Source organism: Deinococcus aetherius (genome assembly GCF_025997855.1).
Lineage (GTDB): Bacteria > Deinococcota > Deinococci > Deinococcales > Deinococcaceae > Deinococcus > Deinococcus aetherius.
On the sequence record NZ_AP026561.1, the window covers coordinates 562,041 to 577,954 of the forward strand.

15 protein-coding genes are annotated in these 15,914 nt (G+C 67.5%); 3 read left to right on the plus strand and 12 right to left on the minus strand.

All coding sequences use genetic code 11. From position 1 onward, the window contains the following. A complete protein-coding gene (locus tag DAETH_RS18810) occupies positions 1–975 on the minus strand; it encodes a tyrosine-type recombinase/integrase (RefSeq protein WP_264777627.1) in 975 nt (324 codons plus the stop codon). A 96-nt stretch (positions 976–1,071) separates the two neighbouring features. On the opposite strand from DAETH_RS18810, the gene DAETH_RS18815 reads away from it, so the two are divergent. The 3 genes from DAETH_RS18815 to DAETH_RS18825 all read left to right on the plus strand — a co-directional run bounded on the left by DAETH_RS18815 (position 1,072) and on the right by DAETH_RS18825 (position 3,087). Next, entirely contained in the window at positions 1,072–1,713 is a 642-nt protein-coding gene (locus DAETH_RS18815; protein WP_264777628.1) for a type IV toxin-antitoxin system AbiEi family antitoxin domain-containing protein, read from the plus strand. After that, positions 1,697–2,602 carry a nucleotidyl transferase AbiEii/AbiGii toxin family protein gene (locus DAETH_RS18820; protein WP_264777629.1) on the plus strand — a complete coding sequence of 302 codons (906 nt, stop codon included), beginning with the start codon at positions 1,697–1,699 and terminating at the stop codon, positions 2,600–2,602. The genes DAETH_RS18815 and DAETH_RS18820 overlap by 17 nt, the downstream gene beginning before the upstream one ends. 98 nt (positions 2,603–2,700) lie before the next feature. Beyond that, a complete protein-coding gene (locus tag DAETH_RS18825) occupies positions 2,701–3,087 on the plus strand; it encodes a helix-turn-helix domain-containing protein (RefSeq protein WP_264777630.1) in 387 nt (128 codons plus the stop codon). 110 nt (positions 3,088–3,197) lie between these two features. Here DAETH_RS18825 and DAETH_RS18830 read toward each other — a convergent pair whose 3' ends face one another. The 11 genes from DAETH_RS18830 to DAETH_RS18880 form a co-directional block, all read right to left on the minus strand. Next, positions 3,198–3,911, minus strand: a complete 714-nt coding sequence (locus DAETH_RS18830) for an IS6 family transposase (RefSeq protein WP_264777631.1) — start codon at positions 3,909–3,911, stop codon at positions 3,198–3,200. A gap of 89 nt (positions 3,912–4,000) precedes the next feature. After that, the gene (locus DAETH_RS18835; protein ID WP_264777632.1) at positions 4,001–6,361 is read right to left on the minus strand and encodes a putative bifunctional diguanylate cyclase/phosphodiesterase; all 2,361 of its coding nucleotides are present in this window, start codon (positions 6,359–6,361) and stop codon (positions 4,001–4,003) included. Between the two features lie 796 nt (positions 6,362–7,157). After that, complete coding sequence (locus DAETH_RS18840) at positions 7,158–8,390, minus strand: low temperature requirement protein A (RefSeq protein ID WP_264777633.1); 1,233 nt, start codon at positions 8,388–8,390, stop codon at positions 7,158–7,160. A gap of 86 nt (positions 8,391–8,476) precedes the next feature. Continuing rightward, a complete protein-coding gene (locus tag DAETH_RS18845) occupies positions 8,477–8,782 on the minus strand; it encodes a hypothetical protein (RefSeq protein ID WP_264777634.1) in 306 nt (101 codons plus the stop codon). Continuing rightward, on the minus strand, positions 8,782–9,894 hold the full coding sequence (locus DAETH_RS18850; protein ID WP_264777635.1) for a major royal jelly family protein: 1,113 nt from the start codon (positions 9,892–9,894) through the stop codon (positions 8,782–8,784). Before DAETH_RS18850 ends, DAETH_RS18845 begins: the two co-directional genes overlap by 1 nt. An 82-nt stretch (positions 9,895–9,976) precedes the next feature. Beyond that, positions 9,977–11,119 (minus strand): glutathione-independent formaldehyde dehydrogenase, encoded by a 1,143-nt coding sequence (locus tag DAETH_RS18855; protein ID WP_264777636.1) that lies wholly within the window; start codon positions 11,117–11,119, stop codon positions 9,977–9,979. 321 nt (positions 11,120–11,440) lie between these two features. After that, the gene (locus tag DAETH_RS18860; protein WP_264777637.1) at positions 11,441–12,610 is read right to left on the minus strand and encodes a zinc-dependent alcohol dehydrogenase; all 1,170 of its coding nucleotides are present in this window, start codon (positions 12,608–12,610) and stop codon (positions 11,441–11,443) included. Between the two features lie 38 nt (positions 12,611–12,648). Further along, on the minus strand, positions 12,649–13,386 hold the full coding sequence (locus DAETH_RS18865) for an SRPBCC family protein (protein ID WP_264777638.1): 738 nt from the start codon (positions 13,384–13,386) through the stop codon (positions 12,649–12,651). Between the two features lie 132 nt (positions 13,387–13,518). Next, the gene (locus tag DAETH_RS18870) at positions 13,519–14,745 is read right to left on the minus strand and encodes a zinc-dependent alcohol dehydrogenase (protein ID WP_264777639.1); all 1,227 of its coding nucleotides are present in this window, start codon (positions 14,743–14,745) and stop codon (positions 13,519–13,521) included. Next, the gene (locus tag DAETH_RS18875; RefSeq protein ID WP_264777640.1) at positions 14,742–15,392 is read right to left on the minus strand and encodes an SRPBCC family protein; all 651 of its coding nucleotides are present in this window, start codon (positions 15,390–15,392) and stop codon (positions 14,742–14,744) included. The genes DAETH_RS18870 and DAETH_RS18875 overlap by 4 nt, the downstream gene beginning before the upstream one ends. 101 nt (positions 15,393–15,493) lie before the next feature. Further along, a complete protein-coding gene (locus DAETH_RS18880) occupies positions 15,494–15,790 on the minus strand; it encodes a hypothetical protein (protein WP_264777641.1) in 297 nt (98 codons plus the stop codon). Positions 15,791–15,914: the final 124 nt, after the last annotated feature.

The following is a 15,914-nucleotide window of genomic DNA, read 5'->3' on the forward strand; positions in this document are numbered from 1 at the left end:
TCATTCCTGGCCCATCAGCCTTTTCTTCAAGCCATCACTGTGGTCATCCACGAGTCGCTGCCTCAACCCCTCATTGCTCCACTTCGCGTAGATGCGGGCCGTCTCCAGCGCGGAGTGGCCCAGGTGCCGGGCCACGTCATCGAGGGCTGCGCCCTCCCGCATCAGCCGCGTCCCAGCATAGTGCCGCAGGGCGTGGTGCCCCCGGCAGGGGACGCCCGCACGACTGCACAGCCACTGGAGCCGCTCCACCGCCGCCGGGTAGCTTCCCCCGATCACGGCTTCCCCATGAGGCAAGGAGGCCAGGGCTGCCCGGAGGCTCTCCCCGAACACGACCTTGCGCCGCTTCCCCCCCTTGCCCGAGCGCACCACCAGCTCGCGGGCGGCGAGATTCACGTCCGCCCACTCTAGAGCCAGGGCTTCGCTGATCCGCAGCCCCCCGTGGGCACACAGCAGCAGCAGGGCCCGCATTCGGGGGTCGGCCGCCTCCAGCAGCGCCCGCACCTCCGCGTCGCTGTAGGGGGACCGCTTGTCCCACGGCGCCGTCCTGTCCCGCACCGGCCGCACGTCGGAGAAGGGGGCGGTCTGCGTCGCCTCCGCCCAGCGCAGGGCCTTGTAGAACAGCCGCACCCCCGCGAGCTGCACCCGGGTGCTCGCGGGACTCAGCCCCGCCGCCTCGACGGTCCGAATGAACCGGACCCCGTCGCTCGTCGTCATCCGCAGCAGGTTCACCGCCTGCTCCCCGCTGTAGGTTAGGAACCGCTCAACCGCCCAGCGGTAGGCCTTCAGCGTTCTCGGACTCGTCGCCGTCCCGCTCGCCCCACGCAGGGTGAGGTACGCCTCGGTCAGACCCCACAGCGCCTCCCCGTCTCGGTCTCTCGCCGCCTCGACCGCCCGGCGCCTCCTCTCCTCGGGCAACAGGTCACCCCACCCCTTCGCCCGGTCGAGGGGCGACCCCCGGTACAGATCCAGCGTCATGGCCCCATAGATAACACACCTTATCTATGGGTTGAACCCTGGGGAGGAGCGACGTGTTCAAAAACGTAGGATCATAAGGCTATACTTCCTACACTTATGAACACGCCGGGTGAAGGGGTGGAAGCGGTGCTGGACCTGTTCACCCAGCAAGGCGGGTACCTGACGGCGCGGGACGCCGCACGCGCGGGTGTGCCCGGTGTCACGCTGACTCGGCTCTTGCAACAGGGAGTCATCGAGCGGCCCCAGCGGGGGGTGTACCGCTTGGTGGACACGGGCAAGCTGGAGGCGGTGGCCGCAGAGGCCGAGGATCTGCTGGAGGTGCAGCTGCGCTTTCCCTACGCCCGCCCCTGTCTCGTGAGCGCGCTGCACCTGCACGGGTTGACGACGACCCGCCCGACGGCGCTCCAGTTCGCCGTGCCCGCTCACCACCGGCGACCGGCAGTGAACTTTCCCATCCTGGAGATCTTCTATTTCGGGCCAAAAGCCTACCGCGCAGGCCTGACCATCCTCAACGTCCGCAGGCGGCCGCTGACGACCTACGGTCCGGAGAAGACGCTGACCGACTTGCTGCGTTACGCCCCACGCTTCGGGCGCGACCTCTACCTCGAAGGGCTGAAGAAGTATCTGGGGTGGCCCGGGGCCCAGGTGCAGGCCCTGATTCAGATGGGCAAAGACCAAGGGGTGTGGAAGGAATTGTCGCGGGACCTGGAGGTGCTGCTGCATGACCAGGACCACTGACCCCAGTCCGATCAGCATCCTCGCGCGGCCGCGCCACCTCGGCTGCACGCAGTACCCCAACCTGCCCGCCAACGCCATGCTGCTGCTCTACGCCCAGCAGGGGCTGCTCGCCCGGCTCGACGCCAGCCCCTATGCGGAGCAGTTCGTGCTCAAGGGCGCCCTAAGTCTCTTCGCCCGGTACGGGCAGGCCGCCCGCCCCACCGAGGACCTCGACCTCGCGGCCCGGGGCCTGCCCCACACCCCCGAGGAAGTGCGGCGGGTGCTGGAGGAGGTGTGCCGCCTTCCTTACGCCGATAGCCTGACCTTTGACCCGGAAAGCGTACGGGTCTCCCCCATCAATGAGGCGGTGAATTACCCCGGCGTCGCGGTGCGCCTGGTCGCCCTGCTGGGATCGTCGCGTGCCAATCTGCAGATCGACGTGTCGTTTGGCAACGCGATCACACCGGGGCCGGTGACCTGGACGTTTCCGCCCCTGCTGGTGGACCGCGGGGTGTCCGTCCCCATCTATCCGCTGGAGACGGTGGTGACCGAGAAGTTCGCGGCCCTGGTCGAGATCGGCGAGGCGACCACGCGCATGAAGGACCTCTACGACCTGCACGTCATCCTGACCAGGGAGGTTCTTACAGCGGGCGAGACGTTGCTCGCCCTACGCCGCAGTTTCGCGGCCCGGAGGACGCCGGAAGCGGCGGTCCCACGCGTTCTGGATGAACCTTTTGGCCGCTCGGAAGTGCTGACCCCACGCTGGCGGCAGTATCTGGCGCGCACCCGGTTCTCTGCCCCACCCCTGGACACGGTGATGGCCCTGCTGAGAGCGTTCTACCGCCCTCTCCTCCTGGAGGGGCGCAGCCAGGGGACCTGGAGCCCGGCGGAAGCCCGCTGGGATGATTGATAAGACGACATTCCTCCAGATGGCCTTCCTTTTTCCCAAGCGGTTTCGTTGGCTTTGCCCGGTGTTTGTTTCGTGAAGTGGGACCAGGAGGTTCTGCCATGACCACACCCTTTCTTCCCACCCCTTCTGAGGCTGAAGCCGCCCGTACCCAGCTCGAACAGCTCCAGTCTCAGGCCGGGCAGGTCCCTGCCCGTCTCGCAGGGATCCTCGAAGACCTCCTCGGTCAACTCGCCGCAGGCAAGGCCGTGCAGGTCGTGACCCTCGACCGGGAGATCAGCACTCAGCAGGCCGCTGACCTCCTCAATGTCAGCCGCCCCTACCTGGTCAAGTTGGTCGAGGAAGGGGTCCTTCCCCATCGCAAGGTCGGTCCCCGGCGCCGGCTGTACCTGGAAGACGTCCTCGCATACAAGGCGAGATTGGATGCCCAGCGGCAGACAGCCCTGCAAGCCCTCGCCGACGACCTCCAGGCGATGGGCCTCGATTGAGGTGCTCTCCAGCATGGCCTGAAACCGGCCTGCCTACAATGAGGTGGGTTGTGGCAAGTTGTTGGCTTCAAGGGAGCAGAGGGGCTGCGGGAAGGCAGGCGGCCTGAAGTTCAGGCCGCCTGCGACACGGCTTCTTGCCACGTCTTAAAGGCGGCTTGTTGGTGATGACGACGGTAGCAAGCGGGAACGGTCGGGCGGGCTGGGTGATGGAGGTTGCTGATGCGGGCGTGCAGGTCGAGGAAGCCCTGAGCGCGTTTTCGTGACCTGAATCCTCGTTGTTGTCGTTCCTGCTGACGTGTCGGTCGATGGGACTGTTCGATCAAATTATTGCAACGGGCTGTGGACACAACCCGGACGTGCTCCACGGTGTGGAGCACGGGAAGTTCCCGAAGCGCTGCACCATAACTCCAGAGCTTGTCCGTATGGATAACCTCGGGAACCTCGTATTCACCGAGCAGGCGAGCGAAGAACGAGCGGGCGGCCTCGGTATCCCGGTATTGCTGAAGGAAGACGTCCAGCACAGCTCCACGTTCATCGACGGCTCGCCACAGCCAGTGTTTGACCCCGCCGACGTCCACGTGCATTTCGTCGAGATGCCAGCGAGAACCCCGTCGGGGTTCTCGCTGGCGCAGTCCCTGGGCAAAGAAGTCGCTGAACTTGATGCACCACGTCAGGATAGATTCACGGGTGACGCAAATTCCTCGTTCCAGCAGCAGTTCTTCGACATCCCGATAGCTGAGCGTGAAGCGGTGGTACAACCACACGGCATAGCCGATCACGGCGAGAGGAAAACGATAGCCGGGGAGCTTCTGACCGCAGGGCACCGCGTCACCCTACCCGAACAACTTGCCACAACCACCAGAAGAAAGGGTGTCCTTCCAGTTCCTCTCCATTCCCCGCCGGGCACCATCCCTCAGTCCGAAGAGACCGCCGTCAGGCCGGGTGCGAAGAGACCGCCCGACTGACCCCTCTCCAACTTCCCAGCGTTAGACTCGGGGGAACCCCGCTGTTCCTGGGCAGGGTCAACTGGGACCGCCGGCGCTGGGCGCCCGAAGAGGTACCCCTGTCCAAGATCACACCTCAACGTCCGCAGGGTTTCGGCCTGGCCGGTCTCCTCGATGCCCTCCGCCACCACCATCAGGCCTAAGCCGTGGGCCATCGTCACCACCGCCTGCACCAGCGTCACGCCCTCATCGTCCAGGGCGTTCACAAAGGATCGGTCCACCTTCAGGACCTGCACGGGCAGTTGCCGGAGGTAACTCAGGCTCGAATAGCCCGTGCCGAAGTCGTCCAGGGCCACCCGCACGCCCAGGGCCCGCAATTCCCGCAGCTTCCCCACGGAGGTGGGGACGTCCGTGATCAGCGCGCTCTCCGTCAGTTCGAGCATCAGGGCCTCTCCCCGCAGGGTGCTCTCGGTCAGGAGCGCCGCGATCCCGGCGACAAAGCCTTCCCGCGAGAATTGCAGCGGGGAGACGTTCACCGAGACGTACACGGTGGGACCGCCGGTCCTCCGCCAGGTGCGGACCTGCGCCAGGGCCGCGCGCAACACCCACTCTCCCAGCGGCTCGATCAATCCGTGCGCCTCAGCCACCGGGATGAATTTGGCCGGGGGCACCGGACCCAATACCGGAGACGTCCAGCGCAGCAGCGCCTCGTAGCCCACCACACCCGCGTCCCCGAGCCCGACGATGGGCTGGTAATGCACCTCGAACTCGTTCTGCGCCAGGGCCAGGCGAAGGTGGGTGTCCAGGCGCACCTGCTCCACGGCGGTCAGGTTGTCCCGTTCGTCGAACCACCGCCAAGTGTTCTTGCCCTGGCGTTTGGCCTGATACATGGCGATGTCCGCCTGCTTCAGCGCGGTCTCGGCGTCATCCGTGTCCCTGGGGCAGACCGTGACCCCGATGCTCGCCGTCAGGAACACCTGCTGGCCCTGGACCTGCACGGGAGCACCGACGACGGCCAGCAGCCGTTCGGCGGTCCTGGCCGCCTGATCCACGTGGTCAAGCCCCGTCAGGATCACCACGAACTCGTCGCCGCCCACGCGGGCGAGGATGTGCTCCCCCTGCATGACTCCGGCGAGCCGGGCTCCCATCTCCTTGAGCACCCAGTCCCCAGCGGGGTGACCGAACGAGTCGTTGACGAGCTTCATGCGGTCGAGATCGAGAAAGAGGACCGCCACCAGGTGGTGGTGCTCGCAGGCCTTGTGGATGGCGTCCGCCAGGTACGGCTGGAGGTTGACACGGTTGTACAGCCCGGTCAGGTGGTCGTGTTCGGCTTGGTGAGCGAGGCGGCGGTGGAGCCGGGCATTGTCGAGCAGGCCCAGTCCCTGGCGCAGGAGCACGAGCAGGGTGACGACCCCCACGACAGGATCAAAGTTCTCGTGTTGGCCCAGCAGGGGGGTGTGCAGCAGAAAGAACAGCGCGTAGGTGACCACGATGGCCGCGTTGGGCACCAGGAGCTGCCGGGCGCTCGTGCGTGCGCCCTGGGAAGTGCCGACGGGGACGGCTCGCGCTGCTCCCGCCCGGCTGGCATAGGCCGCCAGGCCGAAGAACACCGCTCCCCAGGACCAGAGGGCGTCGAGGGGCTGCCCCAACTCGTACAGCTCCTTGCTGGTGCGGTAGGCGTACACCAGGTCCCCGATCAGGAACAGCACGAGCCCCAGGGCCAGTGTCCAGAGTTGGTGGGCTGACAGATGCCGGGGTCGCCAGAGGATCAGGCCGAGCAGCAGCGCGCAGAGCACGAGGTCCGTCAGGGGGTAGGCGAGTGCGATGGACAGCGCGAAGGGCTGTCCCCGGTAGGCCTCCACCGTGGCCTGCACGTCGAGCACCCACAGCAGGTCCCCGAAGGCGAGCACCACGATCACGATGTCGAGCAGAAAGGCCGCGTTTTGCAGGCGACCGTGAGTGAAGCGCGGGAAGTGCACGATCCCAAGCAGGAAGCAGGGGATCAGGGCGAGGTACCCCACGTCGGCGAGGGACGGGAAGGGATTGGTGTCCGTGACGATGTACAGGTAGGTGTAAACCGCCTGCCCCAGTCCCCAACTGAAGATGCCGAGGGCCAGCCAGGTCCAGGCCTGGCGCTCGGTTCCGGTGTGCCGCCTGCCGGTCTGGAGGGCGAGGGCGGCGCTGAGGGCGTAGATCGGGAAGTAGATGAAGTTGCCGAGGTAGGGGCGCAAATGTTCAGGACCAGCGCCGCTCAGCACCCACAGGAGGTGGAGGGTCGCCAGCCCGACGAGGGCCACGAGCAGGCCGCGCGGTTGCAGGGTGTGGTTCATAGGTGGGGGCCACCCTTAGGCGTGTGAAACCCACCCGCCAAGAGATTCCTAAGCATGGCTTCTGCCGTCTCACCGCTGCCTTACGGCCTGAAGCAGGGCAAGACGTCAAAGGAGGTTGTTGAGGGCGGCCGGGATCAGCGAAAGGGTCCCGGGTCCCCCATGGGTGTGTGGCATTTAACCGTACTTCGTAGAAGCTGGTCCAACCGGACGGGGCACCCGCAGGTGCCCGCTCTGCCGAGAGGAGCGCCATGCTGGGGTTGCTGCTTACCGTCAAGGACAACCCGCGCGATCTGGAACTGGCGCGTGTCGCCTTGGAACTCAGCGACGCGCGGTGTGAGGTGCGGGTCGCCCGCGACGGCCGGGAGGCGCTGGACCTGCTGCGGGGCTTGGAGGTTCTGCCGGACCTGGTGCTGCTGGACCTGGGGTCACAACACGAGTTGGCCCTAATCGTACGTCAAGGTTGCACAAACGGATGGTTGTGCAACCTTAGCCGCGGTGACCTGTCCCATAGGCAGGCCGGTGGTCGCGCCGTCTCCCCTCCACCACCGTGGGTGGCCCGGGGGTTTAGGACTCGTCCCGACGATCCTGAACCAGAGCCACACGACCGGCAGCCGCACCCGCGTCACCCGGAGCAGGGCCGCATCAGGTCGAGGCACACGTTGCGACGATGCGCTGGCGATCCCACCAAGGATGCTTCAGCGAATGGTCGCAGTGACGCTTGCACGTCCAAATCTGGTGGCCTGCTCGGACAGCTCGTCCGGAGTCGGGGGACCGGCTCAGCCCCGGTCCGTGGCCCTCATCCGCCCTGGCGGCGGGCGCGGCGCCCGAGGTCCAACCCGACCGGCAGCAGGCTCGCCGCCGTGAGCAGCCCCATCACGCCGAGGGCGGGCAGGCCGCCCGCGAAGGCCGCGATGCCCAGCGCCAGCCCCGCCGCGAGGAGGTTCCAGCCCACCTGCGGGCCATTCCAGCGGCTGCCCGAGGCCAGGTAAGACCAGTTGATGACGGCGAGCGCCGCGAAGCACAGCGCGGTGGCTCCCGCCAGCAGCCAGCGCGACGGGTCGGGCAGGGCCGGTTGCGCGGCCTCACGGATGGCGTGCATGACGCCCATCGCCCCGGCCCCGATGCCCACCGTGAAGGGCAGGTGGGCGTACAGCCAGGTGTTGTAGGGCGTGGTGCGGCCCTTCCTGACGGCCTGAACTGCCGCACCGTCCGACGTCTCGAAGTACACCCACCACAGCGCGAAGGCCAGCAGCAGCGCCAGGGCCGCGATTCCCACCGCCGGTCCCTGGGTCTGCTGGCGGAGGCCCTCCACCACCCCCACGGTGCTCTCGCCCAGGACGATCAGCGTGAAGTTGCCGAAGCGCTCCTGGAGGTGCCCGGTGTTGGGCGGGAAGCGGACGTTCCAGCCCGCCAGCACCAGCGGGGTGCCGATATCCACCAGGAAGGCGGCGCCCCACAGCCAGAAGCGGGCAGGCGCGGGCACCAGCGCCGAGACCAGCCACAGCAGCGCCGCGAGGCCATAGCCCAGCGCGAAGTGTGAGGCGGGTGCCCGCGCCTCGGGGGCCGCCCGCGCCGCATGGGCGTAACCGAGGGCCAGGACCAGCCGGAACGCCCCGTAGGCGAGCGCGAACCCTGCAGCCCCCGGCCCCAGGGCGTCCTGCGCCCGCAGGGCGAGCATCAGCGCCAGCCCCATCTGGACCAGCGTGATCAGGCGGTCACTCAGGTCGTCGGTGCCGAAGCGGTCCACGTAGTAGACGTAGCCAACCCAGGCCCACCAGACCGGGACTGCCAGGACCAGGAAGCCCAGGACGGCGCTTCCCATGACGCCCCCTTCCAGCCGCCGCGCCACCTGGTCCACCGCCACCACGAAGACGAGGTCGAAGAACAGCTCCATCCACGTCGTCTGGCGCTCCCCCTGCTCGCCGGTCCGCAGGCGCGGGGGTTCAAAGAGCGGCCGGTCGGGACGCCGCCAGGTGCCCGGGGCCGTCTCGTCCCCCAGCTCGTTGGTGCTGCCTGGAATCCTGTCCACGTCTCACCTCGGCCGGTCGGGGCGCAGGTCGTTCAGGTCCGGACCGGGCATGGTTCCCTCCCTGGCCCCCGGGGGAGGGAGGGAGCTCACTTGACCGGCCTGATCTCCGAGAGGGACGTGGAGGTGGACTCGACCCGTTGCTGGTGCAGCTTGCCAGCTCCTGGGCATCGACCGCGTGGTCCGCCATCACGATGGTCTGGCACAGCAGGGAAGCGCTGCTGCTTGCTGCTGAGCGTCAGGAGGCGGGTGCCCGCGTCGCTGAGGACCGCGCCCTGGCGGCCGTCGGTCAGGATCAGGACGGTGGGGCCGACCAGCAGCCCGACGCTGTCCGGCGAGGCCCACGCCCTGGCCCGGCAGGCCAGCAGTTCCGTTTGACCCAACCGTTGGTCCATCACCGTAACAGGACGGGCTGGGCGTCGATCCTGATTCGGAAGAGGCTATAGGGCTTGCGGCGCAGGTCCTGCCCGCCGTGATAGCGCGCCTGACGGTGGAGTTGATTGGCGGTCACGTAGAGGTAGCCATCATTCGCCACGGACAGGGTATCGGGCCACAGCAGGCGTGGGTCGTGAACGACGGTCTCCCACACGCCCCCTTCCTTGCGCCGCAGGATGGCGTTGTGTTCGTAGTTCCCGGAGTAGATGTACCCGTCCGCGTCGGACTCCAGCCCGTCCGAGGCCCCGCCCCGGTCCCCTTCGTCCCGGACGGCGGCGGCGACCGCCTGGTCCTCCAGGGAGCGGTCCGCGAGGGCATCGGTGCTCACGCTGTAAAGCCGCCGACTGCCGAGCGGGCAGTAGTACAGGCGTGAGCCGTCGGCCGAGATGGCGATGCCGTCCGATCCCATCCCCGCACCCTGCTTGACCTCTCCGTCCTGCCGTTCCAGAAAAGGCCGTCCCTCGACGATGGGGAGGAAATCTTGCAGGTCCCGCGCCTTGGTGGAGGGATGGTCGTGCAACTTCCGCCAGCTCTCACCGCTGGCGAGGTCCACCACGATGAGGCCGTTGGGTCCCTGCTGCGCCGAGTCGGTGATAAAGGCCATCCCCGCCTCACCGCGCCGCAGGTCGAAGCGCACGTCGTTGAGGTACGTGGTGGGCAGGGCCACGTCCTGCGGGAAGAGAATCGTCTGGACCACCTGATCCGTCGCCAGGTCCACGCACAGGAGCTTCGGCCCTCCGTACTGCGTGGGCTGGAACATCGGACTGCCGGTGTCGAGCATCCACAGCCGGTCGGCCGGATCGACCACGACACTCTGCACCGACACCAGGGCGGCGGCAGGGTCATCCGGATCGGTGTCGTTCGTCGCCTGATCCGGGTAGGCCACCGGTTGTCCGTCCCGCAATTCGGCGACCGTGAATCGCACGTCGTCGCCCCACTTGGGGAAGTTGATGAAGATGCGCCCCGTGTGGGACACCGTCACGCCCGTGAGCATCGCGCCGCCAAAGGTCGCCACCACCTCCAGCGTTCCGACGGGTTCGTCGGTGGGCAAGTTTTGCGCCTGATCGTTCATCGTATTCTCCTGACGAGAAGTCACGGGTGATTGGAGGCGGGGGCAGCAGAAGGGTTCTGCTGCCCCCACGTTCTGCCTGAAGTCAGGTGCCGGGGTGGAGGATTACCTTGGTCCAGCCGTCGTTGCGTTCGTCGAAGTTCTTGTAAGCGTCAGGCGCCTCGTCCAGCGGCAGATGGTGCGAGACGATGAAGGAAGGTTTGGCCCGGCCCACCGAGATCAGGTCCCGCAACTGGCGGTTGTACGCCTTGACGTTGCACTGCCCGGTGCCCACATGCTGCCCCCGGAACCAGAACATGCCCCAGTCGAAGGGAATCTCGCCTTCTTTGGCGAGCTTGGTGGCCCCGCCCGGGTCCTGCGGCACGAAGACGCCCACCACGCCGATTCCCCCGGTGAACTTCACCGATTTCACCAGGTTGTTCATGGTCAACCCGGGAATCTCCTTGCCGTGATGGTCGTGGCACTGATACCCCACGCACTCGCAGCCCCGGTCCGCCCCGATCCCGTTGGTCAGTTCCAGCACCCGGTCCACCGGGTTCACCTGTGAGTCGTCGATGGGGATGGCCCCGATGCTCTCGGCGAGCCGCAACCGGTCGGCGTGGTGGTCCACCACCATCACCATGCAGGCCCCCTGAAGCATGGCGGAGTAGGCCGCCATCAGGCCCACGGGACCGGCGCCGTAGACCACGACCGACTCGCCGGGGCACAGCCCCGCCAGCCGGGTCGCGTGCCAGCCGGTCGGGAAGATGTCGGCCACCATCACGTAGTCGGCCTCCTTTTCCCGGGCGTCCGGGGGAAGCAGCAGGCAGTTGTAGTCCCCGTAGGGTACCCGCAGGAGTTCGGCCTGCCCGCCCGGGTAAGGCCCCATGTCGGCAAAGCCGTAGGCCGCACCGGCCATGCCAGGGTTGGCGGTCGTGAGGCAGAAAGCACTTAGGCCCCTCTCGCAGTTCTTGCAAAAGCCGCAGCCGATGTTGAAGGGCAAGACCACCAGGTCCCCGACCTTCACCCGGTCGACCGCCTCGCCGACCTCGATCACTTCGCCGAAGTTCTCGTGTCCGAAGATGCTGCCCTTCTCGAAGTCGGTGCGGCCCTCGTACATGTGGAGATCGCTGCCGCAGATGTTGGTGCTGGTGATCCTGACCAGGACATCGGTGGGACGCTGAATCCGGGCATCCGGGACGTTCTTTACCGCCACATCGCGGGAACCGTTGTAGACGACGGCTTTCATGGTGTTCCTCCTGTTCCAGGGGACGCGTCCCTGTGGTGGCGTTGAACAGGCTGCCGACCGCTCGCTGTCCCGTCTGTTCCTCTTCGGGGCCTCCTCTCCCCGGGGAGCTTGGCCGCCATGACCTCCCCCTTCTCGAGGTCGGGTGCCCGCCCGAACAGTTCAGCGTTCTCCTTGAGGGCCGCTGCGACCGGGGAGTCGTGCGGTTCGGGCGCTGTACCGAGAACAACTTGGGGAGGGTTCAACTCGCTGCGATGGTCATCCTGCTGAGGAGTGTTGAGACCGGTTCATGGCCCCCCTCCTTTCTCGGCCTCTTGCCGACCGTCAGGGTGTGAAGACCGCGCGCACGAGGCCGTCTTCCTTGTTCTTGAACATCTGGTAGGCGCGCGGCCCGTCCTCCAGCGAGAAGCGGTGCGTGGCGAGATAGGAAGGATCGAGTTCGCCCTTCACCGCGTGCTCCAGCAGTCTGGGCAGGTAGTGCTGGCCGTGTTGCTGGGCGCTGCGCACCGTGAGGCCCTTGTTCATGATCACCCCGATAGGGAACTTGTCCATCACGCCGTACACGCCCAGGACGGAAAGCGTGCCGCCCTTGCGGACTGCCATGATGGCCTGCCGCAGTGCCTGCCCCCGGTCGGTCACGAGGCGCAGCGTCTGCATGGCCTTGTCGTACAGGTAGCCGGGTCCGGTGCCGTGCGCCTCCATCCCCACCGCGTCGATGCAGGCGTCGGGGCCGCGCCCACCTGTCATCTCGTGGAGGATGGCGAGCACGTCGGGCGTTTCGGCGTAGTTGATGGTCTCCGAGCCGATATGGTCGCGCGCCATCTTCAGCCGCTCCGGGAAGCGGTCGATGGCAATGACCCGCTCGGCCCCGAGCAACAAGGCGCTCTGCTGGGCCATCAGGCCCACGCCGCCGCAGCCCCACACGGCCACGATGTCGCCGGGCTGGATGTCACAGAAGTCGGCGCCCATGTATCCGGTGGGGGCGGCGTCGGATAAAAAGAGGACCTGCTCGTCGCGCAGCCCCTCGGGAACCTGAAAGCAGCCCACGTCGGCGTGCGGCACCCGCATGTACTGGGCGTGCGATCCGGCGTACCCCCCGAAGGCGTGGGTGTACCCGAAACACGCTCCCGTCGGATAGCCCAGCAGCGGCGCCTGCACCTCGGCGTTGGGATTGGTGTTGTCGCACAGCGAGTACAGGTCGTGCTGGCAGTACCAGCAGTCCCCGCAGGCGACGAAGGACGGCACGACCACCCGGTCACCCTTCTTGACTTTCTTCACCTCGGATCCGGCGTCCTCGACGACGCCCATGAACTCGTGGCCGATCACGTCGCCGGGCAACATGCTCGGCACGTACCCGTCGATGAAGTGCAGGTCCGAGCCGCAGGTGGTGGACATCGTGATTCGCAGGATCACGTCGTGCGGGTTGACGATCTCGGGGTCGGGGACGGTCTGGACCCGCAGGTCGTTCACGCCTTCCCAGCAGAGTGCGCGCATAGGGGGTTCTCCTTGGGTTCGCTGCGGCGGGGCGAAAGTCAGGCGGTGCTCGCCCGGGCCGAGGGGTTGCGGTCCAGCGTGGGAATCTCACCCGTTTCGACCAGGCTCTTGAAGCGGCGCAGGGCGTCTCCTACCAGCAGGCTCGGCACCAGCCCGTTCAATGCCCTCGCCGCCGCTGCGCCGAGCGTGCCGCCGGGCGGCTGGAAGTGCAGGCGCAACGTGACCTCGGTGCCGCGGTCGCCCGGCGCGGGACGGAAGTGCACCTCGCCCCGGTTGGGCAGCTCGGTGCCCGGCAGCGACTGCCAGCTCACCAGTTCTCCGGGGCGGCTTTCCACGACCCGGGTGTCCCAGGAGAGACTGCGCCCACCGGGAACGCGCACCGTCCAGTGCGCCTGATCCATGTCCGTCTCGGTGATCTCGGCGAAGTGCCCCATGACGCGGGGCAGGTGTCCCCCCTCGCGCCAGAAGCGGTACAGCTCGGCGGCGGACTTGCCGATGGTGATGGAGCGCGTCACCTCGGCCATGTGGGTTTCCGCCCCAGCTTGACCGGACTGCCTGCTCAGTTCCCGGTACAGCAGGGCGCCGCCCGCGAGCGCCAGCGCCGCGCCACCGAACGAGACGCGCCGCAGGCCGAGCGTCAGCAGAACCCCGCCGAGGATCAGGGTGACCCGGCGCTGCTCCTGACTCGCCTTGCCTGTTCCCCCCGGAAGCGCCCCCTTGAGCGCGTCCGCAATTCCGCTCGTGGCCGGTCCTCCCAATGGGCTTCCCACGTCCATACCGCCTCCTCCGTGATGGCTCACCCGTGCGCGAGGGGAGCTGGCATCGTTTGCGTTGCTCTCGCACCGCTCCCTGGTTGCTGTGTGGTCGCCCGCGCCGCTTTGGCGGGGGCACATGAGCGCCCGCGCGAGTCAGTCCGCGCCCATCGCCTTGGAGGTCCCGCTGGCGTTCCCCTGCCTGGGGGCCGCCCAGGGGTCGAGGACGCACTTCACGCAGTGGTCCTCCTTGTGCTTGAAGATGTGGTACCCGTGTGGAGCCTCGTCCAGGCTGAGGCGGTGCGAGATGATGACCGTCGGGTCGATCTCGCCCTTCACGATGTGCTCCAGCAGCCTGGGAACGAAGCGGTGCACGTGCGTCTGCCCGGTGCGCATGGTAAGCGCCTTGTTCATGAATGCGCCAAGTGGAATCTTGTCCCCGAAGCCGCCGAACACGCCCGGCACGCTCACCGTACCGCCCTTGCGTACGGAGATGATCGCGGAGCGCAGCGCGTGCGGGCGGTCGCTTTCCAGGACGCGGGTGGTCTGCTTCACGGCGTCCGCCAGCCCACCCAGGCCGAGGCCGTGCGATTCCATGCCGACCGCGTCCACCACGCTGTCCGGGCCGCGCCCGCCGGTGCGGAGCTTCAGCGCCTCCAGCACCTCCTCCTGCTCGTAATTCAGGGGGTCCGCGCCCAGCGCCGCGGCCTTTGCGAGGCGGTACGGGAAGCGGTCGATGGCGATCACACGGCCCGCGCCCAGCAGGAACGCGCTCATGATCGTGAACAGCCCGACTGGCCCGCAGCCGTACACGGCGACCGTATCGCCCGCCTGGATGTCGCAGTTCAGTGCGCCCATGTACCCGGTGGGGAGGATGTCGGTGAGGAACAGCACCTGGTCGTCCGTCAGGCCGCCAGGAATCTTGAAGAGGTTGTCGTCCGCGTACAGCGTCCGCGCGAACTGCGCCTGCCCGCCCGCGTACCCGCCTGTGAGGTGTGAGTACCCGTAAATGCCACTCGGCGCGTACCCGAACATCTTCTCCGCGAGTTTCGCGTTGGCATTGCTGTTGTCGCACAGGGAGGTGAGGTCGTGCTGGCAGAACCAGCAGTGCCCACACGCGATGGGGAACGGCACGATGACCCGGTCCCCCACCTTGACCTTCCGCACCTCACGGCCGACCTCCACGACCTCCCCCATGAATTCATGCCCGAGGATGTCCCCGTGCACCATGGTGGGAATGTACCCATCGAGGAGGTGCAGGTCGCTGCCGCAGATGGCGGTGGAGGTAATCCGCACGATGGCGTCCGTCGGTTGCAGGATGGTCGGGTCCGGGACAGTCTCGACGCCCACGCGGTTCACGCCCTGCCACACCAGCGCTTTCATGCGGTCCTCCGGTTGTCGTACATCTGCGCGAGGCCGCGCGTCACGGGGTTCTTCCGGCCGCTCGGCTGCCCCTGGTTCGTGGGCTCAGCGCCCGTCTCCAGCAGGCGCTTGAGGCGCCTCAGGTCCTCATCCACCTGCTGCGCCGGTTCCTCCCCGAACCGGCGCGCGAACGCCACGCCCAGTGCGCCTGCGGGCGGGTGGTACGTGAGGCGCACGCGCACCTCCGTGCCCCGGTCGGCGGGCGCGGGAATGAAGTCCACGCGTCCCTCGTTGATGATCTGGCTGCCCTCCACGCTGCGCCACGCGAGGTGCCGCTCGGGCTCGTCCTCGGTCAGCAACGCGTCCCACTCCACACGGCTCCCGGCTGGGCCCTTCGCCACCCAGTGCGAGCGGCCCTGTCCCTGCACCCGCACGCTCTCCAGGTGACTCATGAACCGCGCGAGGTTCCCGAAGTCCCGCCAGAAGGCGTATACCTCCGCGACGGGCCGCGTGATGGTGATGGCGCGCTCCACCTCCTGGCGCGACGTGGCCGCGCGCGTACGGCGCTGCGCGACGTTCTGCGGCAGCGGCGCGCTGGACCCCCGCATCGCAAACAGCGCGGCACCCGCCGCCACGCCCAGGGCCAGTTGAAGGAGGCTGGGCGCCAACCTGCTGGCGCGACGCGCGGGTCCTTGCTCAGATACGGAGGCCCGCCCGCCCACTCCGGTGAGTTGCAGGGCGCACAGAGTGTCTGCGACAGTGGTGGCCGTCACGATACCCAGCGCCGCCCCACTCGGGCACGCGCTGGATTCTCGGGCTTCAGGGTCGCACCGAGGGCGGCGAAGTCCATCACGTCCCCGAGCACCCGCGACCACATCCCGACGGTCGGCTGCGTAAAGACCAGCGCGGCATGCGCGAGTTCCCGAGCGCCGAACAAGCGGATCCGACTGGTGCGGTCCGGCACGCCCAGTGCTTCCGCGAGCGGTCCACTCGCAAGAAGTTGTGTGGTGCCGAGGGCGACGCTGTAATAGCCCAGCGCACGTGCGAATCGAGAGGTGTTGGTCATGTGCTGTGGCCTCCTAAAGCCGTGCATAGGAACATTCAGGCGACATGAAGGGCTTACGGACCAGCGCCGTGCGGCTGAGGCCACTCAACCGTAGCTATTGATACACCTGATTACGTGGAACACG